The sequence below is a fragment of the Sphingobium sp. 15-1 genome, from assembly GCF_013375535.1.
Taxonomy (GTDB): Bacteria; Pseudomonadota; Alphaproteobacteria; order Sphingomonadales; family Sphingomonadaceae; genus Sphingobium; species Sphingobium aromaticivastans.
The window spans coordinates 2490281-2511349 of sequence record NZ_JABXJG010000001.1; the positions used below are offsets into that span (position 1 = coordinate 2490281).

At 64.5% G+C, this 21069-nt stretch carries 18 protein-coding genes and 1 pseudogene; 5 read left to right on the forward strand and 14 right to left on the reverse strand.

What is annotated here, in order from left to right:
- Window positions 1–13 precede the first annotated feature (13 nt).
- From HUK72_RS11875 to HUK72_RS11895, 5 genes are read right to left on the reverse strand one after another with little or no spacing between them, the layout of a single operon-like run.
- On the reverse strand, window positions 14–796 hold the full coding sequence (locus HUK72_RS11875) for a ParA family protein (RefSeq protein WP_176596948.1): 783 nt from the start codon (window positions 794–796) through the stop codon (window positions 14–16).
- A complete protein-coding gene (rsmG, locus tag HUK72_RS11880) occupies window positions 793–1434 on the reverse strand; it encodes a 16S rRNA (guanine(527)-N(7))-methyltransferase RsmG (protein WP_176596949.1) in 642 nt (213 codons plus the stop codon). Before rsmG ends, HUK72_RS11875 begins: the two co-directional genes overlap by 4 nt.
- Window positions 1431–3281 carry a tRNA uridine-5-carboxymethylaminomethyl(34) synthesis enzyme MnmG gene (mnmG, locus tag HUK72_RS11885; protein ID WP_176596950.1) on the reverse strand — a complete coding sequence of 617 codons (1851 nt, stop codon included), beginning with the start codon at window positions 3279–3281 and terminating at the stop codon, window positions 1431–1433. The genes rsmG and mnmG overlap by 4 nt, the downstream gene beginning before the upstream one ends.
- 58 nt (window positions 3282–3339) lie before the next feature.
- Window positions 3340–4620, reverse strand: a complete 1281-nt coding sequence (gene mnmE, locus HUK72_RS11890) for a tRNA uridine-5-carboxymethylaminomethyl(34) synthesis GTPase MnmE (RefSeq protein ID WP_176596951.1) — start codon at window positions 4618–4620, stop codon at window positions 3340–3342.
- Window positions 4621–4640: 20 nt separating this feature from the next.
- Window positions 4641–4901, reverse strand: coding sequence for a DUF6489 family protein (locus tag HUK72_RS11895; protein WP_176596952.1), 261 nt, complete (start codon window positions 4899–4901; stop codon window positions 4641–4643).
- Window positions 4902–5048: 147 nt separating this feature from the next.
- On the opposite strand from HUK72_RS11895, the gene HUK72_RS11900 reads away from it, so the two are divergent.
- The 3 genes and pseudogenes from HUK72_RS11900 (at window position 5049) to HUK72_RS11910 (ending at window position 7889) form a co-directional block, all read left to right on the forward strand.
- A complete protein-coding gene (locus HUK72_RS11900) occupies window positions 5049–5747 on the forward strand; it encodes a dienelactone hydrolase family protein (protein ID WP_176596953.1) in 699 nt (232 codons plus the stop codon).
- A 15-nt stretch (window positions 5748–5762) separates the two neighbouring features.
- Window positions 5763–6731: a quinone oxidoreductase gene (locus HUK72_RS11905; RefSeq protein WP_255325676.1), complete on the forward strand. Its 969-nt coding sequence runs from the start codon at window positions 5763–5765 to the stop codon at window positions 6729–6731.
- 139 nt (window positions 6732–6870) lie between these two features.
- Window positions 6871–7889 (forward strand): annotated as a pseudogene (locus HUK72_RS11910) (phytanoyl-CoA dioxygenase family protein).
- Window positions 7890–8004: 115 nt separating this feature from the next.
- On the opposite strand, the gene HUK72_RS11915 reads toward HUK72_RS11910, so the two are convergent.
- Together HUK72_RS11915 and rho are read right to left on the reverse strand one after the other, a co-directional pair.
- Complete coding sequence (locus HUK72_RS11915; protein ID WP_176596954.1) at window positions 8005–8724, reverse strand: YjbE family putative metal transport protein; 720 nt, start codon at window positions 8722–8724, stop codon at window positions 8005–8007.
- Between the two features lie 138 nt (window positions 8725–8862).
- A complete protein-coding gene (gene rho / locus HUK72_RS11920) occupies window positions 8863–10119 on the reverse strand; it encodes a transcription termination factor Rho (protein WP_007689303.1) in 1257 nt (418 codons plus the stop codon).
- A gap of 258 nt (window positions 10120–10377) precedes the next feature.
- Here rho and HUK72_RS11925 point away from each other — a divergent pair, with 258 nt between their 5' ends.
- Window positions 10378–11334 (forward strand): retroviral-like aspartic protease family protein, encoded by a 957-nt coding sequence (locus tag HUK72_RS11925; RefSeq protein ID WP_176596955.1) that lies wholly within the window; start codon window positions 10378–10380, stop codon window positions 11332–11334.
- 184 nt (window positions 11335–11518) lie between these two features.
- On the opposite strand, the gene HUK72_RS11930 is transcribed toward HUK72_RS11925, so the two are convergent.
- The 6 genes from HUK72_RS11930 to HUK72_RS11955 all read right to left on the reverse strand — a co-directional run bounded on the left by HUK72_RS11930 (window position 11519) and on the right by HUK72_RS11955 (window position 19304).
- Entirely contained in the window at window positions 11519–13600 is a 2082-nt protein-coding gene (locus HUK72_RS11930; protein ID WP_176596956.1) for a transglycosylase domain-containing protein, read from the reverse strand.
- Between the two features lie 173 nt (window positions 13601–13773).
- The gene (gene msrB, locus HUK72_RS11935) at window positions 13774–14178 is read right to left on the reverse strand and encodes a peptide-methionine (R)-S-oxide reductase MsrB (RefSeq protein ID WP_176597836.1); all 405 of its coding nucleotides are present in this window, start codon (window positions 14176–14178) and stop codon (window positions 13774–13776) included.
- 169 nt (window positions 14179–14347) lie between these two features.
- Window positions 14348–15373: a DNA polymerase III subunit delta gene (gene holA / locus HUK72_RS11940; protein ID WP_176596957.1), complete on the reverse strand. Its 1026-nt coding sequence runs from the start codon at window positions 15371–15373 to the stop codon at window positions 14348–14350.
- The gene (lptE, locus tag HUK72_RS11945; RefSeq protein ID WP_176596958.1) at window positions 15370–15864 is read right to left on the reverse strand and encodes an LPS assembly lipoprotein LptE; all 495 of its coding nucleotides are present in this window, start codon (window positions 15862–15864) and stop codon (window positions 15370–15372) included. The genes holA and lptE overlap by 4 nt, the downstream gene beginning before the upstream one ends.
- 99 nt (window positions 15865–15963) lie before the next feature.
- Window positions 15964–18627, reverse strand: coding sequence for a leucine--tRNA ligase (leuS, locus tag HUK72_RS11950; protein ID WP_176596959.1), 2664 nt, complete (start codon window positions 18625–18627; stop codon window positions 15964–15966).
- Between the two features lie 227 nt (window positions 18628–18854).
- Window positions 18855–19304, reverse strand: coding sequence for a DUF3576 domain-containing protein (locus HUK72_RS11955; protein WP_176597837.1), 450 nt, complete (start codon window positions 19302–19304; stop codon window positions 18855–18857).
- 230 nt (window positions 19305–19534) lie between these two features.
- On the opposite strand from HUK72_RS11955, the gene HUK72_RS11960 reads away from it, so the two are divergent.
- On the forward strand, window positions 19535–20266 hold the full coding sequence (locus tag HUK72_RS11960) for a hypothetical protein (RefSeq protein ID WP_176596960.1): 732 nt from the start codon (window positions 19535–19537) through the stop codon (window positions 20264–20266).
- Between the two features lie 228 nt (window positions 20267–20494).
- On the opposite strand, the gene HUK72_RS11965 is transcribed toward HUK72_RS11960, so the two are convergent.
- On the reverse strand, window positions 20495–21049 hold the full coding sequence (locus HUK72_RS11965) for a thiamine phosphate synthase (protein ID WP_176596961.1): 555 nt from the start codon (window positions 21047–21049) through the stop codon (window positions 20495–20497).
- Between the last annotated feature and the right edge of the window lie 20 nt (window positions 21050–21069).

The window sequence follows — 21069 nt, forward strand, 5'->3', positions numbered from 1 at the left end:
GCATTTTCGTTACTCAAGCAGCAACCTCCTGACGGGGCAGGCGCGCGATCAATTCACGGGCCAGGCGCATATAGGCTTCCGACCCCGGACAGCGGAAATCGTAGATCAAGGCCGGAACGCCATGACTGGGCGCTTCCGACAGACGCACATTGCGGGGGATGACGGTGGAAAAGACCAGATCGCCCAGGCAGGCGCGCACATCGTCGGCCACCTGATCGGTCAGCCGGTTGCGCCGGTCATACATGGTCAGCGCCACGCCCATGATGGAGAGGCCGGGATTGAAGCGGCCGCGAATGCGCTCAACGGTCTGGAGAAGTTGCGACAGCCCTTCCAGCGCGAAAAATTCGCATTGCAACGGTACCAGCAGCGATTGCGCCGCCACCATGGCATTGATGGTCAGCAGGCCGAGCGAAGGCGGGCAATCGATCAGGCAGATGTCCCAACGGCCAGGCTGCGCCTCCGACAGCACGCGTTCGAGCCGATGGGTGCGCTCCTCATATTCGATCAGTTCGATCTCCGCGCCGGACAGGTCTTGCGTCGCGGGCACGATGTCGAGCTTGGGCACCCGCGTGGTCAGAATGGCGTCTTCCAACGCGCAATTGCCCAGAAGCAGGTCATAGCTGGATTGGGCACGATCAGACTGGTTCACGCCCAGGCCGGTCGAGGCATTGCCCTGCGGATCGAGATCGACCAGCAACACGCGCAACCCGGTTGCGGCCAATCCCGTGGCCAGATTGATGGCGGTGGTGGTTTTTCCGACGCCGCCCTTTTGATTGGCGATGGCAATACGGATCATCCTCGGCCTTTCCTCCTGACGGATCGGACCGCCTGTGCGACGATGATGGCGCTGTCCGCGTCAGTCACACTGCGTTCCACGTGAAACGCACCTTGCCATGATCGACTCGCCGCCTCCAGTTCATTCTGCGCATTTCGTCCTTTTGGCAGCACCCAAATCGTTTTTTCGTCAGACAGATGCACCGCCGACTCCCATAATTTGGGCAAGGGCGCATAGGCGCGCGCGCTGATGACAGCAGCACAGGCAGGCGGAACAGCCTCGACCCGTCCACCGAACACGCTGGCTTTGGACAGGCCGAGGTCGGAAATCACCCCGTTCAGAAAATCGATCCGCTTGCGGCGCGATTCAACCATTTGGACAGGCCGGTCGGTGAGGATCGCGACGACGATGCCCGGCAGCCCGGCGCCCGATCCAAGATCGATCCACTCCCCTGCCCCAGCCCCTTCCGCGAGCGGAATGAGCTGGGCCGAATCGACGATATGCCGCGCCCAAATATGGGGACGCGTCGATTCCGCGATCAGGTTTTGCTGCTCCATCTCCGTCAGGAGAATGGCGACATAGCGTTCCAGCCTGTCCCATGTTCCACGTGGAACATCGAACTGCCGGTTGAGCCATTCCCGCGCCTCGTCCTCCGTCACGCCGCGCGCCGCCGGATATGCACCAGAACGGCCGCCAAGGCGGCGGGGGTGATGCCGCGGATACGGCCCGCAGCCGCCAGCGTATCCGGACGCGCCGCATGCAACCGCTCGATCATTTCGGTGGACAAGCCGCCGACCGAAGCGAAATTGAAATCGGCGGGAATGGTGACGCGCTCATTCCGACGCATTTCGGCAATCTCCGCCTCCTGCCGTTCTAGATAAGGCGCATAATGGGCGTCTTCCAAAATCTCATCCCGCACATCCGGCGCTATGGTCAAAAGCGATGGCGCAAGAGCGAAAAGCAAATCCCGACTCACCTCCGGGAAGCGTGCCCATTCGAACAGTGAACGGCGCGCGCCATCCTGCCTGACCGCCGCCCCGGCCCGCGCCATCTCGGTGGCGGACAAGCTGCGGTTCAATTCGCTCTCAGCCGCTTGGCGCTCCGCCTGACGCGAGGCGTAATGAGCGGCACGCTCCGGTCCCAACAGGCCATGTCGAGCGCCGACCGGGCCCAGCCTGGTCCCCGCATTATCGGCGCGCAGCCGCAGACGATATTCGGCTCGCGCCGTCAGCATGCGATAAGGTTCGGTGACCCCCTGCAAAACCAGATCATCGATCATCACGCCGATATAGCTGCTCGCCCGGTCCAGGATCAGCGGTTCCTCGCCCCGCGCCCGCGCCGCCGCATTGGCGCCGGCCACCAGGCCTTGCGCAGCCGCCTCTTCATAGCCGGTCGTGCCGTTGATCTGGCCCCCGCAAAAAAGGCCGGGGATAAGCCGCACTTCCAGCGTGGAGTCGAGCGCCCGCGGATCGATATGGTCATATTCCACCGCATAGCCGGGCACGACGATCTCCGCCCTTTCCAACCCTGCCATAGACCGGATCATCGCCTGCTGAACATCGGCGGGCAAAGAGGTGCTGATGCCATTGGGATAGACGAGGTGGTCGTCCAGCCCTTCCGGCTCCAGGAAAATCTGATGCCCGTCCCGATCTCCGAAGCGGATGACCTTGTCCTCGATCGAGGGGCAATAGCGTGGCCCGCGCCCTTCGATCGCGCCGCTGAACAGCGGCGAGCGCCCCAGCCCTTCCCGGATGATGGCGTGGGTGCGATCATTGGTCCGGGTGATGGCGCAATGGAGTTGCGGCAAGACGCGGGCAGGGGAAACAGCGGACATGGTCCAACCGCCGCCATCGGAGGGCTGCTCTTCCAATCGCGCCCAGTCGATCGTGCGGCCGTCGATACGCGGCGGGGTGCCGGTCTTCAGGCGGCCGATCGGCAAATCCAATGCGCGAAGCTGGATGCCCAGGGCCGTCGCCGCCCGCTCGCCCGTGCGTCCCCCGGCGCTGCTTTCCTCCCCTCTGAAAAGCTTGCCGCCCAGAAATGTGCCGGTCGCGAGAACCACCGCCGACGTGGGGAGCGTCCGCCCATCCGCAAGCGCCAATCCCGCCACCGCGCCTTGCGACAGGACCAATCCAACCGCTTCGCCCTCGACAATATCCAAACCTGATTGGGCATCCAGCAAGCGGTGGATTTCGGCGCGATAACGCTTGCGGTCAGCCTGAATGCGCGGCCCCTGAACGGCCGCCCCCTTGCTGCTGTTCAGCATGCGGTAATGGATCGCGGCGGCATCGGCGGCGCGGGCGATCAATCCATCCAGCGCGTCCACTTCGCGCACCAAATGGCCCTTGCCCAATCCGCCAATGGCGGGGTTGCAGGACATGGCGCCAACGGTCGCCTTGTCGAAGGTCAGCAGGGCGACCGAGGCACCCTTGCGCGCCGCCGCAGCCGCCGCCTCGCAGCCCGCATGGCCGCCGCCGACCACGATCACATCATAGCTTGTTCGCATGCGCGCCCCTTAACAGAAGTGGGGCGCTCGGGTCAAAACTGTTCCACGTGGAACAGGACTATTTGCCGATGCAGAAACCGGCGAACAGACGATCGAGCATATCCTCGGTTCCCGCCTGTCCCGTCAGCAGGTCGATCGCGTGGCGCGCCTGCCGCAATTCTTCCGCCACGATCAATGAATCGCCGGATGCATGAGCTGCCGACAAATGGCTTTGCAACAGCGCCGCCGCGTCACGCTGCCGCTGATGCAGGGCATAGTCGCCCTCCCCCGGCAGCAGATTCTTTGCGCGGTCCAGCAGAAGGGAAACCAGTTCCCCCATCCCTTCCCCCGTCACCGCCGAGAGCCGGAGACCTGGACGGTCTTCGTCAGCCCGGTCGCATTGCGCCGACACCAGCACGGCGTCGCTGCGCGGCGCCTCATCCGGCGCGCCGAGCCATAAAATGATGTCCGCCGCTTCCAGCGCTCCCCGCGCCCGCTCCATGCCGATCGCCTCAATCCTATCGTCCGTCTCGGCGCGCAGCCCCGCCGTATCGGTGAACAGGAAGGCGACGCCACCCAATGCGGCCGGCACTTCGATGCGATCCCGCGTCGTCCCGGCTATGTCAGACACGATGGCCGCATCCCGCCCGACGAGCCGGTTCAGCAGCGTCGATTTTCCCGCATTGGGCGGCCCGGCCAAAACCACCCGCACGCCATCGCGCAGCCGCTCCGCCGAGGGAGCCGCCAGCACGGCTTCGACATCTTCCGCCAGAGCGCAAATGCCCTCCCCGATCCGCGCCTCAATGCCCTCGTCAGGCACATCATCTTCATCGGAAAAATCCAGCGCCGCTTCGGTCATGGCCGACAGATCGAGCAACGTCCGCCGCCACCCATCCACCCGGCGGGAGAAATGCCCTTCGGCCATCAACAGCGCGGTGCGGCGCTGCTGCTGCGTCTCCGCGGCGAGAAGGTCGGACAGGCCCTCCACCGCATTCAAATCCATGCGGCCATTGGCGAAGGCGCGCCGGGTGAACTCCCCCGCTTCCGCCCGCCGCAATCCGGGCAAGACGCCCAGCGCCTCCTCCACCGCCGCGACGACGGCGCGTCCGCCATGGCAATGCAACTCGGCCAGATCCTCGCCAGTTGCCGTGCCGGGACCGGGGAACCACAGGACCAATGCGCGATCCAGCAGGCCGCCGTCACGCGGGTCGGTCAACAGGGATAGCCTTGCCCGGCGCGGGGACGGCAAATTGCCTGCCAGCGCGATAATAGCCGACCCCGCCGAGGGCCCGCTGATGCGAATCACGCCGATGCCGGATGGGGGCGCGCCGCTCGACAGGGCGTAGATGGTGTCCGTCACGGCGCTATCGGGAGAAGCGGTCAGCCCGCGCTCTTGTCGCCATTCTTGCTGGGCATCCCCGCCAGGCCGATGTCCATCATCTGCTTGAACAGCCGCATGCCGGCGTCACCCAGCGGCGAGAAGCTCTTGAACAAGGTTTCCATCTGCTCGACATTGGCGACCCCATCGAAGCTGTCGAGCATCGTCTTCACATATTTGTCGTGAATAGGGGTGACATCCGGCAGGCCAAGGAAAGCCCGAGCCTCCGCAGGGGTGCAGTCGACGTCCACGCTTACCTTCATAACTCGCTACCTTTTGTTGCGGGCTCCCTTTACAACGCCTCATGCCGCAACATGGGCAGGCAAGGCAAATTTTTTGACGGCAAGGACGGTTGCGCTGAGCGAGGCAAGGCCCATTATAGAAATCCGCAAGCAAGGAAAGGATAACCCATGGCAGCATTCACATCCGTCTCCACGCTGGAGGGCGATGCCCAATTCGATGTCTATGTTGCCCGGCCGGACGGCACGCCAAAGGCCGCCGTCGTGGTGATCCAGGAAATCTTCGGGGTGAATGAAGGCATTCGCCGCAAATGCGACAATTGGGCAACGGCGGGCTATCTTGCCTTGTCGCCGGACCTGTTCTGGCGGGAAAAGCCGCATATCGAGCTGGACGCCGATGTCCCGGAAGATCTGCAGACCGCCTTTGGTCATATGCAGAAGTTCAACCAGGATCAGGGCATCCGCGATATTGAGGCCACGATCAAGGCAGCGCGCGCCGAACTGGGCGAAGGCGGCAAGGTCGGGCTGGTCGGTTATTGCATGGGCGGGCGATTGGCGTTCATGTCGGCCTGCCGCACCGACGGCGATGCCTTTGTCGGCTATTATGGCGTCGGCATCGACGGCCTGCTGAACGAGCAGCATGCGATCGGCAAGCCGGTATTGCTGCATATTCCGACCGCCGACGGCTTCGTCCCGGCCGACGTGCAGCAGAAGATGCATGAGGGGTTGAAGGACAACCGCCATGTGACGCTGCACGACTATGCGGGACTCGATCATGGATTTGCCGCCGAAATGGGCGCGCGCCGGAATGAGGCTGCCGCGCAGCTCGCGGACGGCCGCACCGCCGATTTCTTCGCGGCCCATCTCTGACGGGAAGAGGACGGCATGACGCAGGCATGGCGGATGGTGGCCCTGAGCCATGGCGGGCCAGAAGTGATTGCGCGGGAGGATTTCGATCCAGGCCTGCCGGGTGAAGGTGAACTGCTGATCGCGCAGGATGCCGTCGGGCTCAATTTCATCGACATTTATTATCGCACCGGCCTTTACCCCGCGCCGCTGCCCACCCCGCTCGGCGCGGAAGGCGCGGGCCACGTCGCCGCCGTCGGCGCCGGGGTGACGGGCTTTGCCGTGGGGGACAAGGTGGGCTGCGCGACCGGGCTTGGCGCCTATGCCACCCATCGGATCGTGCGGGCGGACCAGACGGTGAAAATTCCCGACGCCGTCAGCACGCAGGATGCCGCGGCCATGATGCTGAAGGGCATGACCGCCTGCTATCTGGCGGAGGACATCGTCCCCCTGCGGGCCGGGCAGGTCGCGCTCGTCCATGCGGCGGCCGGCGGCGTCGGCTCTGTACTGGTGCCCTGGCTGCGGGACAAGGGCGTCATCGTGATCGCCCATTGCGGCTCGGCGGAAAAGGCCGCGCAGGTGGATGCGGAGCATAGCCTGCACGGCGCCTTCGATGGCCTGGCCGCGACCGTGCGGGAGATCACGGCAGGCAAGGGCGTGGACGTCGTCTATGACGGCGTCGGCAAGGATAGCTGGAGCGCATCGCTGGCTTCGCTCAAGCGGCGCGGGATGATGGTCAGCTACGGCAATGCGTCGGGCGCGGTGCCGCCGGTCAGCCTGCTCGACCTCAGCCGGGGCGGGTCGCTTTACGTCACTCGCCCTGGCCTGTTCGACTATATCGCCACGCCCGAAGAACTGGCGCGCACCGCCGAACGGCTGTTCGACCGCATGGCGCGAGGCATCGTCAGCGCGGTCGTGGGTCAGCGCTTCGCCCTTGCCGACGCCGCCGAAGCGCATCGGGCGCTGGAGGCGCGGAAAACCACGGGCAGCACGCTGCTGATCCCATGAGCGGTAGCGGGCGGGAGTAACGCGTGGGAAGCCGGCCCCATGAAGGGCCTGGCTTCACAGCGTTGAAAACAGGATATTTTCCCCGGCATATGGCATATTATGCTCGACCACGGCAGGCCGGAATGGCAAGGCGCGGTTGATGCATGTTCTTGCGCCCTTGCTCGCGCCCTTCTGGCTCGCTCAGCTTTCACCGGCGCCAAATCCTTTGCCGACAATCCGCTGATCGGTTCGCCCCGGCTGAATGCGCTGGGGCTGCACGCCGGGCGGGCGCGGCTGGCCCAGGCGATGACAGCGCGGCGGCGCAAGCGACTGGCGGCCGCCGTCGATCCCGCTGACCGCGCCGCGTTCGACCGGGACGGGGTGGTCGAGATTCGCGACTTCCTGCCGGGCGCGACGTTCCGCGCCTTGCAGGACCAGCTCTTCTCCTACCGCGGTCCGGCGCGGGAGATGGTTCAGGGCGACACGATCACGCGGCGGCTGGCGCTGGACCCCGCCGCCCGACGCGCCATCCCGGCCTTCGAAGCCTTCCGCCGGGATGCTCGCTGGCAGGCATTGTCCCGCTATGTTTCCGGCTTCGACATAGAGCCGCTGCTCTACGTCCAGTCCATCCTGCCGCAGCGGCGCGACGCCGCGCCCGACCCGCAACTCGCTTTCCATGCCGACACCTTTTATCCGGCGATGAAGGCATAGCTGTTTCTGGAGGATGTGCCGGTCGAAACCGGTCCCTTCGCCTATGTGAAGGGTTCGCACCGGTTGACGCCGCAGCGGCTGGCCTGGGAAAAGCAGCGCAGCCTGAACGCGCGCGACGGCGATTGCCGCCTTTCGGCGCGGGGGTCGCTGCGCATCGATGTCAGCGAACTGGCCGCGTTGGACCTGCCGCAGCCCAGCATCTATTCGGTGCCCGCCAACACATTGCTGATCGCTGACACGTTCGGCTTTCATGCGCGCAGCCGGGCCAGCACCCCCGCCACGCGGGTCGAGATTTGGGCCTATGGCCGCCGCAACCCGTTCCGGCCAGCCAAGGGATGGGATGTCTGGAGCCTGCCCGGCATAGCCGAACGCCGGATTCCGCTGCGCTGGTGGCTGGGCGACAAGGCCGCCCGTCTGATCAGGCAACCGTGGCGGCCAGTGGGCCTCAAGGGCGCGGCGGACGGGTGATCCGCGGAACCCCCACCCCTTATCATAGCGAGCCGTGTTGCTGCGCAGGCAGGAACCCGGTTCAAGCGGCGGGACTGGGTTCCTGCCTGCGCAGCAACACAGGTGCCCAATCTCTTTAGACGAAGAGCGTCAATATGCCGACCTGATGGTCGACGACGCCGTCATAGATCATCTTGATCGCGACATAGATGATGACCGCCAGGCCCAGATAGGCGATCCAGCGGAAGCGCTCGATATATTTGGCGATGATGTTCGCGGCGATGCCCATCAGCGCCACGGAAAGAATAAGCCCGATGATCAGGATGCCGGGATGATCCCGCGCCGCGCCGGCCACCGCCAGCACATTGTCGAGGCTCATCGAAACGTCCGCGACCGCGACCGCCCAGGCCGCGCCCGCAAAGCTCTTGGCCGGACGCAGGCCGGATATGTCGTCGTCGCTGGTGTCGGGCGTGTCCCCGCCCCGCTTTGGGTGAAGTTCGCGCCACATCTTGAACGCGACCCAGAGCAGCAGCAGCCCGCCCGCCAGGATCAGGCCGACGATCTGCATCAACTGCGTCACCACCAGAGCGAAGCCGATGCGCAGCACCAGCGCGGCGATGATGCCGATCAGGATCACCTTCTTGCGCTGCTCCGCCGGAAGGCCCGCTGCCAGCGCGCCGACGACGATGGCATTGTCCCCCGCCAGCAGCACGTCGATCATCAGCACCTGACCGAAAGCGGCCAGCGCGGCGGGCGAACCGATATTACTGAAATCATTGACGATATGCGCCCAGATGTCGGCAGGCGAACCCAGCCCTTGAGCGGCAGCGGCGGCTGTGGCGATAAGATCGAGCATTGCGCCTGATGTCCCCTGAAATTACGGCCCTAAAATAATGGCCGCCAGACCGAAGTCTGACGGCCCGAAAAATCGCGGCGCTGGGCCGAATATCGGGTTTGCGCATTCGGCCCGCCGAACCGCAAACCGCCCAGCCGCTTACTGGTTCATCGAGTCGAAGAAATCCTCGTTGGTCTTGGAATCCTTCATCTTGTCGAGCAGAAATTCCATCGCATCGACCGTGCCCATCTGCATCAGGATACGGCGCAGCACCCACATCTTGGAAAGCTTGGCCTTGTCGACCAGCAGCTCTTCCTTGCGGGTGCCCGACTTGCCGACGTCCAGCGCCGGGAAGATGCGCTTGTCCGCCACCTTGCGGTCGAGGACGATTTCCGAGTTGCCGGTGCCCTTGAACTCTTCGAAGATGACTTCGTCCATGCGGCTGCCGGTGTCGATCAGCGCGGTGGCGATGATCGAGAGCGAACCGCCCTCCTCGATATTGCGCGCGGCGCCGAAGAAGCGCTTCGGCCGCTGGAGCGCGTTCGCGTCGACACCGCCGGTCAGCACCTTGCCCGAGGATGGAACGACGGTGTTGTAGGCGCGGCCCAGACGCGTGATCGAGTCGAGCAGGATCACCACATCTTTCTTATGTTCCACGAGGCGCTTGGCCTTCTCGATCACCATTTCGGCAACCTGGACGTGGCGCTGCGCCGGTTCGTCGAAGGTCGAGGAAACCACCTCGCCCTTCACGCTGCGCTGCATGTCGGTGACTTCTTCCGGGCGCTCGTCGATCAGCAGGACGATCAGGAAGACTTCCGGATGATTGTCGGTGATCGCCTTGGCGATATTCTGGAGCAACACGGTCTTGCCGGTGCGCGGCGGCGCGACGATCAGGGCGCGCTGGCCCTTGCCCTGCGGCGAGACGATGTCGATGACGCGGGCCGACTTGTCCTTGACCGTCGGGTCAGTCGCGTCGAGCGTCAGCTTCTGCGTCGGATAGAGCGGCGTCAGGTTATCGAAATTGACGCGGTGGCGGACGACTTCGGGATCGTCGAAATTGACCGAGATCAGCTTGGTCAGGGCGAAATAGCGCTCGCCATCCTTGGGGGCGCGGATTTCGCCTTCCACCGTGTCGCCGGTGCGCAGGCCGAATTTGCGGACCTGGTTGGGCGAGACGTAGATGTCGTCGGGACCGGCCAGGAAGTTCGCCTCCGGGCTGCGCAGGAAGCCGAAGCCGTCGGGCAGCACCTCGATCGTCCCCTCGCCCATGATCTGCTCGCCATTGTCGGCCTCGACCTTGAGGATCGCGAACATCAGGTCCTGCTTGCGCAGGGTCGATGCGCCTTCGACGCCCAGCTCCTCCGCCATGGTCACGAGTTCGGCGGGCGCTTTTTTCTTGAGATCCTTAAGGTGCATTCGTGTGAAGTCCGATGGAATGAGAGACGAGAGAAGGAAGGATGGGGAAGGCAGACCCGGCAATGACTCGGGAGAACCCGCGCCGGACGGGCGGGATAGAATGTTTGGCGTTTAGCGATCCGACCTAGCCCAAGTCAAGGTGGCTGAGCCCAATGGATCGACAGAAAATTGCCGATATGCGCCCTGGCGCGAATGAAATGGGATGGGCGGAACAGGCCCCCTCATGCTATACGGGAATAAAATAAGGAGGAATGGGAGATGGGACGCTTTCGCGCCGCTCTGGGCATCGCCGTCGCGATCGTCAGCCCCTCCCTTGCGGCGCAGGATCGCCCGGCGCTGGACCCCGACGACCCGCCAGCGGTGGTCCGCACGGTTCCCAATCCCGACGCCCGCATCACCATCCCGATCCGGATCGACGGCAAGGGGCCATGGAATTTCGTGGTCGATACCGGGTCGCAGCGGACCGTGATAGCCCGCGATCTGGCCGAGCGGCTGGCGCTGCCGGTGCGGGAGCGAGTGACGGTGATCAGCATGACCGGCCGGGCGGAGGTGAATACGGTCGCGGTGCCGCGCCTTGGCTTCGGCAAGACGATCGTGGACGATATTGAGGCGCCGGTGCTGGAGGGTGAGAATATCGGCGCCGCCGGGCTGTTGGGCCTGGACGGGCTGCATGCCAAGCGGCTGCTGCTCAATTTCCGCACGGGGCGGATGGAGATCAGCAACAGCAAACAGAGCTGGCGCGATCCCAACGTCATCATCGTGGAAGCGCGGCGGCGCAAGGGTCAGCTCATCCTGCTCGATTCCGAAGTGAACGGGACCAAGGTCAACATCATCCTCGACACCGGCACGTCGATCAGCGTGGGCAATATGGCGCTGATGAACAAGCTGGCGCGCAAGAAGAAGACCCCGGCGCTGAGCTTGGTGACGCTGACCAGCGTGACGGGCGAAACGCTAGTCGGTCAGTTGGGGCTGATCGACCGGGTGCGCATGGGGCAGGTGACGCTGAAGGACACGCCGGTCATGTTTGCTGATGCCCAGCCCTTTGCGGAGCTAGACCTTCAGGACAAGCCCGCGCTGCTGCTCGGCATCGACGCGCTCAAGGTGTTCGACCGGGTGGCCATCGATTTCGGGCGGGGGAAGGTGGACTTCCTGCTGCCTGATACCGGGTTGCTGGAACGGGCGCGCTTCGCGGCGGCGCGGAGGGCGGCGGGTTAGTAGCCGGCGCTTTTGTCTTATAGCGTCGCGTGCTCCTGCGAAGGCAGGAGTCCAATTCTAACGGCGCAACGTGCGCAAAAGTGGGAACCGGTTTTGCGCTTAAAACGATGCGACAACAAAAGCTTAGAGCGCGCGGCCTGCGTCCGATTTAACGCAGCGCGCTCTAGTCAAATCAAGGCATAGCCTAGCGCTGCGGCGCCTGTTGCTGTTGCCGGTTCCGGCCCAGCACATTGTCGATCCACTGCTGGTCGAGCCGCGGCGGCTGTGGCCGGTCGGCGGGGTTGGGCGCGGCCTGATCGCTTTCATCGGGCTGCTGGTCGCCTTCGCTCTGCTGCTGGCCGCGCTCGATCGGCAAGCCATTCTCATCGACCATCATGCCCCCGTCCGTTCCACTGTCGGGCTGGCCGTAATAAGCTTCCTCATCCGGCTCCAACTGCCATTCGGGCAGCGTCACCTGCGTTTCGAACTGCTCGACCGGCCGTTTGGCGACAGCGACCTTCATATAGTCGGCAAAGGCATGGGCCGGCGCCCGACCGCCCTGCAACACGCCCACGGCACGGGCGTCGTCGCGGCCCATCCAGACGCCGGTGGTGATGCCGCTGGAGAAGCCGAGGAACCAGCCGTCCTTGTTGCTGCTGGTGGTGCCGGTCTTGCCCGCGACCGGGCGGCCGATCTGCGCCGCCCGGCCGGTGCCGGTGCTGACGGCGGTCTGCATCAGGTCGGTCATCCCCGCCGCGACCCATGGCGCGACCAGCACGCGGCTGGTGTCGTCCTGATGCTCGTAGAGCAGGCGGCCGTCGGCGGTCGTGACCTTAGTGATGCCGTAAGGCGTCACCGCCACGCCCTTGCGCGCGATGGAGGCGAAGGCGCGGGTCATGTCGATCAGCCGCACGTCGGACGTGCCCAGCACCATGGAGGGATGGGTGTTGATCGGCGTGGTGATGCCGAAGCGTCGCGCCATGTCGGCCACGGTCGGAAAGCCGACCTCCACCCCCAGCTTGGCCGCCACGGTGTTGACCGAATAGGCGAAGGCCGTGCGAATATCGATGTCGCCGGAAAAGCGCCCATTGCTGTTGCGCGGCTTCCACCCGTTAATTTCGACCGCGCTGTCGGTGACGCCGGTGTCGGGCGTGTAGCCCGCCTCCAGCGCCGCCATATAGACGAAGATCTTCCAGGAAGACCCCGGCTGACGGGTGGCGGTGGTGGCGCGGTTGTAGTTGGAACTCACATAGTCCAGCCCGCCGACCATCGCCCTGACCGCGCCGTCGCGGTCGAGCGAGACCAGCGCGCCCTGCGTGCCGCTGGGCACATTGGCCTGGATCGCCGCCGTCGCCGCCTTCTGCATGCCAAGGTCGATGGTGGTATAGACCTCCAGCGGCTCATTGGGCTCGTCGATCAGCGTGTCGAGCTGCGGCAGCGCCCAGTCGGTGAAGTAACGCACGCTGTTCTGCGGCGGCTCGGGCGCCATCTTCACGTCCTGGAGATTGGCGTTGGCGCGTTCGGCGGCGCTGATCTTGCCATTTTCCTGCATCAGCTCCAGCACCACGCCTGCGCGGCCGATGGCGGCGTCGGCGTCGGCGGTCGGGGAGTAGCTGGACGGAGCCTTCACCAGACCGGCGACGATCGCCGCTTCAGGCAGGTTCAGGCTGGTCGCGGGATGACCGAAGAATTTCCGGCTCGCGGCGTCGATGCCATAGGCGCCGCCGCCGAAATAGACTTTGTTCAAATAGAGTTCGAGAATCTGCCGCTTGGAGAATTTGCGCTCCAGCGCGAGGGCCAGCACCATTTCGCGGACCTTGCGGCCCCAGCTATAGCTGTTGTTGAGGAAGATGTTGCGCGTCACCTGCTGCGTGATGGTGGAGGCGCCCTGCCAGCGGCGGCCGCTGCCGCGCCGCTCCATCGCCACCCAGGCGGCGCGGGCCATGCCGATGGGGTCGACGCCGGGGTGCAGATAATAGCGCTTGTCCTCGGTCGCGACCATCGCGTCGACCATGACGGCCGGGATCTGGTCATAGCTCAGCCAGCGGCCAAAGCTCGGGCCCAGCGAGACGATGACGCTGCCGTCCGCCGCATGGACGCGGATCATCTGGCCGTTGGGCGATGATTTCAGCGATTCATAATCGGGCAGCGACTGATAGGCGATGACGACGGCGACGACGATCGCGACGATCGCGCTGAGTCCGCCGACAAGGCCGATCTTCAGGCCCCGCACCAGCCATTTCTTCACTCTGCCCCGCGGTTCGCTGCTCTTGCCTGATCGTGCCATGGTTCGCCCGGATATGCGCTAAACGGAAAGGCGGCCAGTGGAAAAGCCGTGCAGGCCGCGCAAAATCTCCAGCGTCTTTATGTTTTCCGCGATTTCCCAGCCGCCAGACATGCCATCCGGCCCGAAATCGCTCGGGGTTTCAAGAGAAAGTCCGCTGTACCGGCGATGAACGATTATTCTGCGTCGTCACGCGGCTGGAAATCCAGCGACGCGCTGTTCATGCAATAGCGCAGGCCGTTGACCCCCGGCCCGTCGGGGAAGACATGACCCAGATGCCCGCCGCAATTCGAGCAGCGGACTTCGGTGCGGATCATGCCATGGCTGGTGTCGCGGATTTCATCGACCGCGTCGATGTCGACCGGCGCGGTGAAGCTGGGCCAGCCCGACCCGCTGTCATATTTTTCCTCGGCGTCGAACAGCTCCGCGCCGCAGCCCGCGCAGAAATAAAGGCCGTCGGCCTTGTTGCTGTTATATTTGCCGGTGAAGGCCCGCTCCGTGCCGCCCTCCCGCAAGACATGATATTGTTCGGGGGAAAGGCGCTCGCGCCATTCGGCGTCGGTCAGGTTGAGCTTGTCCATGCGCGGCAATATGGCGACGGGTGGGCGCGCGATCAAGCGGTTAGGCGTGAGCCTTGAGGTCTTTAGGAAGTCGTGTTCCTGCGGAAGCAGGAACCCAGTTCCGGCCTTGCCTTATTGGATGAAGCGTGGACCTGGGCTCCTGCCTGCGCAGGAGCACCTGGAATAAGAGCTACCGCTCCCGCGCCGCTTGACGGGCGATGGCGAGCAGTTCGTGGCGGACCATCAGGTCGCCCAGCCCCCTGCCCGACCGGCTGGCGCGCTCGGCCTGGGCCAGACGCTGGATGACGCGGGCGATGCCGCTTGCGTCCCAGATGCGGACCTGCCGCGTGACGACGCCCTTTTCCTTCCAGAACACCGCCTTGCCTGCCGCCTCAACCGCACCCTCCAGGCGTCCGCTATCATCGAAATCGGCGCGGATATTGGCGAGCAGCATGGCGCGGGTGAGCAGCGGACGCAGCACCGCCGCCATCGCCGTCCCCGCTTCCGCCAGACGCCCCAATTCCCGGTGCATGCCGCGCAAGTCGCCGCCCAGCACTGCGTTCACCAGCGGCGCGGCGTCGCTGTCGGGATTGTCGGCGGAGAGCGCGTCGAGCGCTTCCTCGGTCGCCTCGCGTGGGCGGTCGGGCGCGGCGTCGAGATAGAGGATCAGCTTCTCCACCTCCCCCGCCATCAGCGTACGGTCGCCATTGGTAAGGTCGGCAATGCGGCGGCCCAATTCGGACGAGAGCCGCAGCCCCCCTTCCCGCGCAATGGCGATGGCGATCTGCTCCGCCTCCCGCGCATCGGGCTGGTAGGAAACGAAGGCCATGGTCTGCTTATGGTCGAGGGCGAGCTTGAGCAGCTTCGACGTGGCCTTGAGCGCGCCGGCAATGGCAATGACGGGATTGCCCGCCGCCTCCGCCTCCAGCAGCGCGGTCAGCGCGGGGAGCGATTCCTCGCCCATGCCGTTGACGCGAATCCAGCGCTTGTCCCCGAACATGGAGAAGGACGCCGCCTCGTCCGCCAGCCGCGCCGGATCGTCGCGCAAGGTCGGTGGGTCGAGGTCGATCCGCTCCGCATCCGGCCCCATGGCGCGTTCCAGCCGCTTGGCGAGCGTGGCGCTGCCCGCCTCGTCAGGACCGTAGAGCAGGAAGAAACGGCAGTCGGCAGGCGGCGCGTCGAGCGCCTTTTCGATCTGGCCGCGATTGGCCTTCAACGGCCCTTGTCCCTGGTCGCAAAGCGGGCGAGCCGGGCGACGATCTGGTCGGCAATGGTCTGCGACAGGCGTTCCAGCGCCGTGTCTTCCGCCGCGATCGTCGCATATTCGCTGGACACGACGTCGATGCCGACATCCGATCCGGCGGTGTCGTCCAATATCTGCGCGCCGGTGGCGTCATCGATGAGCTGATAGCGGGCGCGCAAGGTCCGCCGCTCGCGGGTGACGGCGGCGTCGGAACGCAGACCGAAGCCGCTGATATTGTCGTCCAGCTTCACCACCAGCTTGTAGCCGGGGCCCGTGCCGCTCATCGCCGCCAGCCGGTCGTTCAGCGCATTGCGCACCAGCCAGCCGCCCTTGCCCTCGATCGGCTGCACCTCGACGCGCCCCAGCGCTTGCGCGACCGCGCCATGGCTGCCCCCGCTGTAGACGGGGCGGAGGCCGCAGGCGGAGAGGGACAGGGCGACAAAGAGCAATGGCCAGAACTTCATAAGACCTACCCTTAACCGTTCGCCCTGAGCTTGTCGAAGGGCCGTTCTTCTTCAAAGAGAAGTGAAGGGCTTCGACAGGCTCAGCCCGAACGGATGTTGTTAAATAACCAAATTCACCAGACGGTCCGGCACCACGATCACCTTTTTCGGTATCGCGCCTTCCAGCGTCCGCATCACATTGGGTGCGGCAAGGGCCAGCTTTTCCAGCTCGTCCTTGGGCGTGCCCTTGGGAACGGTGATGGTGTCGCGCAGCTTGCCCATGACCTGGCAGGCGATGGTGACTTCATCCTCCACCAGCAGAGCGGGATCGACGGCGGGCCAAGCAGCCTCCGCGATCAGGCCCTGCTCGCCCATGTCCGCCCAGGCCTCTTCGGCCAGATGCGGGGTCATCGGCGCGACCAGCAGCGCCAGCGCCCGGATCGCGGCGCTGCGGCTGGCGGAGGGCTTGGCCTTTTCCACCGCATTGGTGAGTTCGTAGATCTTCGCCACCGCCTTGTTGAAGGACAGGGCCTCGATGTCCTTCGCCACGCCGTCGATGGTCTGGTGGAGCTTGCGGTCGAGGGGCTTGTCCTGCCCTTCGGCGGCCTTGTCGGCTTCCCCGAACAGCCTCCACAGGCGGTTCACGAAGCGCCACGAGCCTTCGATGCCCGCCTCGGTCCAGGGCAGGTCGCGCTCCGGCGGGCTGTCGGACAGCATGAACCAGCGCACCGCGTCCGCGCCATATTGGGCGATGATGTCGTCAGGATCGACGACATTCTTCTTGGACTTGGACATTTTCTCGACGCGGCCGCGATCTATGCTCTCGACAATCACATCTTCGGAGTCCGAAAACTCTTCTTCAATCCCGGGCGCACGCAAGCTGCCGTCAGCTTGAACTATCACTTCCGACGGCGCGAGCCATCGTCTGGAATATCCTGAGAACTCAGAATATTTCTCATGGACCTGCTCCTTGGAGAGGCCATTTTGACGAGCATCATTCAATATGCTCGCAAGCTTGTTTCCAGCATCGATGAATTTGAGACGCGCAGAATAGGTCTCATGCGTCACCATGCCCTGGGTGAAGAGCCCGGTGAAAGGCTCGGCAAAGCCGATCTGGCCCATATGCTGAAGCGCGCGGGTCCAGAAGCGGGCGTAGAGCAGATGCAGGATCGCATGTTCCACGCCGCCGATATATTGCCCGACCGGCAACCATTTCTCGACCGTTTCCCGGTCGAAGGGCTTATCCTTGGGCTGGCTGGCGAAGCGGATGAAATACCAGCTCGAATCCGCGAACGTGTCCAGCGTGTCGGTCTCGCGCCGTGCCGCCTTGCCGCATTTGGGGCAGTCGACATGCTTCCAGGTCGGGTGCCGGTCCAGCGGATTGCCGGGAATGTCGAAGCTGACATCGTCCGGCAGCACCACGGGCAACTGGTCCTTGGGCACGCCCACAGGACCGCAATCCTCGCAATGGATGACCGGGATCGGCGTGCCCCAATAACGCTGGCGCGACACGCCCCAGTCGCGCAGGCGGAACACGGTGGTGCCGGTGCCCCAGCCGCCCTCTTCAGCGCGGCGGATGACTTGCGCCTTCGCCTCCTCAACGCCGAGGCCGTTGAGGAAGTCGGAGTTCACCAGCCTGCCGGGGCCGACATAGGCTTCGTCGCCAATGCCCTTCTGCTCATCGCCCTGCGCGGCGACGACGCGCTCGACCGGCAGCATATATTTGCGCGCAAAGTCGAGGTCGCGCTGGTCATGGCCCGGAACCGCCATGACGGCGCCGGTGCCATAGTCCATCAGCACGAAATTCGCGACGAACAGCGGCAGCTTCCGCCCGGTGAAGGGGTGGATCACCGACAGGCCGGTGTCATAGCCCTTCTTCTCCTGCGTCTCGATCTCGGCGGCGGCGGTGCCGGTCTGGCGGCATTCATCGGCAAAGGCGGCGAGCGCCGCATCCTTTTCGGCCAGCGCTAGCGCGATTGGGTGATCCGCCGCGACCGCCGCGAAGCTCGCGCCGAAAATCGTGTCGGGGCGGGTAGAGAACACCTCCAGCTCGCTGATCTCGCCCACGGGCGCGTCCAGCTTGAAGCGGAATTGCAGGCCAACCGACTTGCCGATCCAGTTTTCCTGCATCAGCCGCACCTTTTCGGGCCACTGGTCCAGGGTTTTCAGGCCCGCCAGCAGATCGTCCGCGAACTGGGTGATCTTGAGGAACCACTGGCTGAGCTTGCGCTTTTCGACCGGCGCGCCGGAGCGCCAGCCCTTGCCGTCGATCACCTGCTCGTTCGCCAGCACGGTCATGTCGACAGGATCCCAGTTGACCGCCGATTCCTTGCGATAGACCAGGCCCGCTTCCAGCATGTCGAGGAACAGCGCCTGTTCATGGCCGTAATAGTCGGGGTGGCAGGTCGCCAGTTCCCGGCTCCAATCCAGCGCGAAGCCCAGTTTCTTGAGCTGCGCCTTCATGTTGGCAATGTTTTCATACGTCCATTTGCCGGGATGGACCTTCTTCTCCATCGCGGCATTTTCGGCCGGCATGCCGAAGGCGTCCCAGCCCATCGGATGCAGCACTTCATGGCCGGTCATACGGCGGAAACGCGCCAGCACGTCACCCATCGAGTAATTGCGCACATGGCCGATATGGATGCGCCCCGACGGATAGGGGAACATCTCCAGCACATAGCTGCGCGGCTTTTCGCTGCTGTCGGACGCCTTGAACGTCTGCTTCTCGTCCCAGGCGGCCTGCCAACGGGCATCGGCCTCAAGCGGGTTGAAGCGCCTTTGCATGGAATGGGTCCTCAAAATGCATTCGGGCTGAGCTTTGTCCAAGCCCAGCCCCTGGTCCTACAACAAAATCGACGGAAAGGGACTTTAGGGTGTGTGTGGATTCAGTTCAGGGCGAGGCGAAAATGGTGGATTTCGAGAACCGGCGCGCAGCGTACTTCAGTACGTGAGCACCGGAAGCGCAGAAAGCCGCCATTTGCAGCCCGCCATGGACTGAATCCACACACACCCTAGCCTGCGATCGCCATGCGGCGCAGGTCGCGAGCCTTGGTCAAGATGATCTCTTCCAGCTTCTGCACCGTCGCGGCCTGCACCGGGGCGTCGACCCACTGGCCACCCTGGCTGACCTGACGGCTGGCGGCGACGCGCAGGGCGTCGGCGCGCAGATCCTGATCCAGAATCGAAACGGTCAGCTTCATCCGCTCATTGGGGCTGTTCGGATTGGCGTACCAGTCGGTGACGATGACGCCGCCGTTGGAATCCGTCTGCACCATCGGCATGAAGGACAGCGTGTCCAGCGTCGCGCGCCACAGATAGGCGTTGACGCCGATCGTCGTCACCTTCGACGCGGCCAGATCAGCCTTGGGGCGATCCTTGGCCCCGCCCCCGCAGGCGGCGAGCGGCAGAAGGGCGGCCAGCAGCAGACCGGCGGAAAGGCGCGAAGAAAGGCGGCGGACCATCATGACTGTTCCATCAAACGAGAAAAACGCCCCGCTTCTATAGAGAAGCCGCGCCAATGGGCAAGGGGGACCGGGGGATCGGGCCGCAACGGCCGGTCGCGCAACCGGCAGGAGTCCTGTGTGTTCCGTGCAACAGCTCAGACAAAAAACAGGGGGCGCTCTACCAATTCCAGAGCCTTGGGTATATGAACCAACCTAGAAAAGTAGTCGGTGGGGAAGAGATTCGTAACATGCGCCTGAAAAGGGGACATATCGCATTGGCAGGCTCGGCGGTTGCCGTGGCCGGCTTCATGCTGTCTCCCGCTATCGGCGCTGCGACCGATCTTGTCCGCATGCGCGCCGAAACCCCGGTATCGCTGGGCGCCCTGGGCAGCATCTCCTCCTTCACCCCGACGACCAAGGATTCGCGCCTGGCTGCAGCCTATGCAAAGATCGCCGCGTCCGCGAGTCGCCAGAATTTCCGCTTCACGCCCACCAGCGGTTCGCTGAGCGGGCAACGCTCGGTCACGGTCATGGTGCGCGCCGCCGACCTGAACGACCGGGTGGCCGTCAGCCGGACGCTCGATACAGTGAATATCGCGCCGGTCGCATTCAGCCTGAACAGCGCGCATAACTGGCGCAAATTCGCCCTGCCCGAAGCGGTCGGCCGCAAGGAACTGGACCCTGTGGCGGTCGAACCGATTGCGGGCGCGAAGAATTTCTCGCTGGATCAGAGCCGCAAGGACCGCTTCAGCACGAAGGTGCTGATCGAAAGCCGCCGCGAACCGGCCGCGACGATCCGCAATCCCAGCGCGGACAAGGATTATTCGCTGGATCTGGCCAGTTCCTATTCGCTGACGCGCAATCTGAACGTCACGGCGGGCGTGCGCTATAATAACAGCTTCGCCGGTCGCCTGACGCCGATGACCGACGACCGGCAGGATGCGCAAGCCGTCTATCTGGGCACGATCTTCAAATTCTGACCGGCCTTTTGGGGGTTCGGATGTGGTGATTGGCGTTTGGGCTGATTGGTGATGTGGTTGTGTTTGGCCATTCTCTGCCATTAAGCGCACCGTGCTCCTGCGAAGGCAGGAGCCCAGTCCTGCCCTCCATGCGTCATCGCAGCACCTGAACTGGGCTCCTGCCTGCGCAGGAGCACGTTGTGCTTCAAGGAGCGGACAGTCCGCGCTCTACCCCAAACAACCCTCCCCCTAAACCGACAAGCCGTCGATCGCTGCCCAGCCGGATGCGCCGATTCCTCTCAACATAGGTCGATGCGTCGCGCGAACACCGCCCAGAGCGATCACCGGCGCATGGGCCAGCCGCGCCAGGGCCGCGAATCCGGCCCGTCCCAATACAGGTGAACCAGGGTGCGAGCGCGTCGGGAAAAGCGGCGAGAGAAAAACGAGGTCCGCCCCATCCCGCAAAGCCGCCTCCATCTCTCGCCCGTCATGCACCGGCATGCTGTGCAGCAACGCCTTCCTCGCCACCCGCCGGTCACGCCCATGCCAGCCATCGGCGCGCCAACCCTGCGCCTGCGCCGCCGTTCCGCCAAGCATCAGTACCAGCCGCCGCCTCCGGGCAATCCGCGCCACATGATCGAACAAAGCCCGGCGCTCCGTCCCGGCGGTGCGATAGTGCCGGAATATGATGCCCGCCTTCCCTTTCGGCAGTTGCGCGACGGCGGCCAGCAAGGCCGCCTCCCCCATGCGTTCATCGGTCATCAGCCAGATCATCGGCAGTTTTTTGCGGTGGCGGCGTTGCATGACCCTCGCCTATAGCAGCC

Coding starts and splice junctions, on each gene's coding strand:
- HUK72_RS11875 (WP_176596948.1), bottom strand. CDS start 796: ATGATCCGTATTGCCATCGCCAATCAAAAGGGCGGCGTCGGAAAAACC.
- mnmG (WP_176596950.1), bottom strand. CDS start 3,281: ATGCGAACAAGCTATGATGTGATCGTGGTCGGCGGCGGCCATGCGGGC.
- HUK72_RS11895 (WP_176596952.1), bottom strand. CDS start 4,901: ATGAAGGTAAGCGTGGACGTCGACTGCACCCCTGCGGAGGCTCGGGCT.
- HUK72_RS11900 (WP_176596953.1), top strand. CDS start 5,049: ATGGCAGCATTCACATCCGTCTCCACGCTGGAGGGCGATGCCCAATTC.
- HUK72_RS11905 (WP_255325676.1), top strand. CDS start 5,763: ATGACGCAGGCATGGCGGATGGTGGCCCTGAGCCATGGCGGGCCAGAA.
- HUK72_RS11915 (WP_176596954.1), bottom strand. CDS start 8,724: ATGCTCGATCTTATCGCCACAGCCGCCGCTGCCGCTCAAGGGCTGGGT.
- rho (WP_007689303.1), bottom strand. CDS start 10,119: ATGCACCTTAAGGATCTCAAGAAAAAAGCGCCCGCCGAACTCGTGACC.
- HUK72_RS11925 (WP_176596955.1), top strand. CDS start 10,378: ATGGGACGCTTTCGCGCCGCTCTGGGCATCGCCGTCGCGATCGTCAGC.
- HUK72_RS11930 (WP_176596956.1), bottom strand. CDS start 13,600: ATGGCACGATCAGGCAAGAGCAGCGAACCGCGGGGCAGAGTGAAGAAA.
- msrB (WP_176597836.1), bottom strand. CDS start 14,178: ATGGACAAGCTCAACCTGACCGACGCCGAATGGCGCGAGCGCCTTTCC.
- lptE (WP_176596958.1), bottom strand. CDS start 15,864: ATGAAGTTCTGGCCATTGCTCTTTGTCGCCCTGTCCCTCTCCGCCTGC.
- leuS (WP_176596959.1), bottom strand. CDS start 18,627: ATGCAAAGGCGCTTCAACCCGCTTGAGGCCGATGCCCGTTGGCAGGCC.
- HUK72_RS11955 (WP_176597837.1), bottom strand. CDS start 19,304: ATGGTCCGCCGCCTTTCTTCGCGCCTTTCCGCCGGTCTGCTGCTGGCC.
- HUK72_RS11960 (WP_176596960.1), top strand. CDS start 19,535: ATGCGCCTGAAAAGGGGACATATCGCATTGGCAGGCTCGGCGGTTGCC.
- HUK72_RS11965 (WP_176596961.1), bottom strand. CDS start 21,049: ATGCAACGCCGCCACCGCAAAAAACTGCCGATGATCTGGCTGATGACC.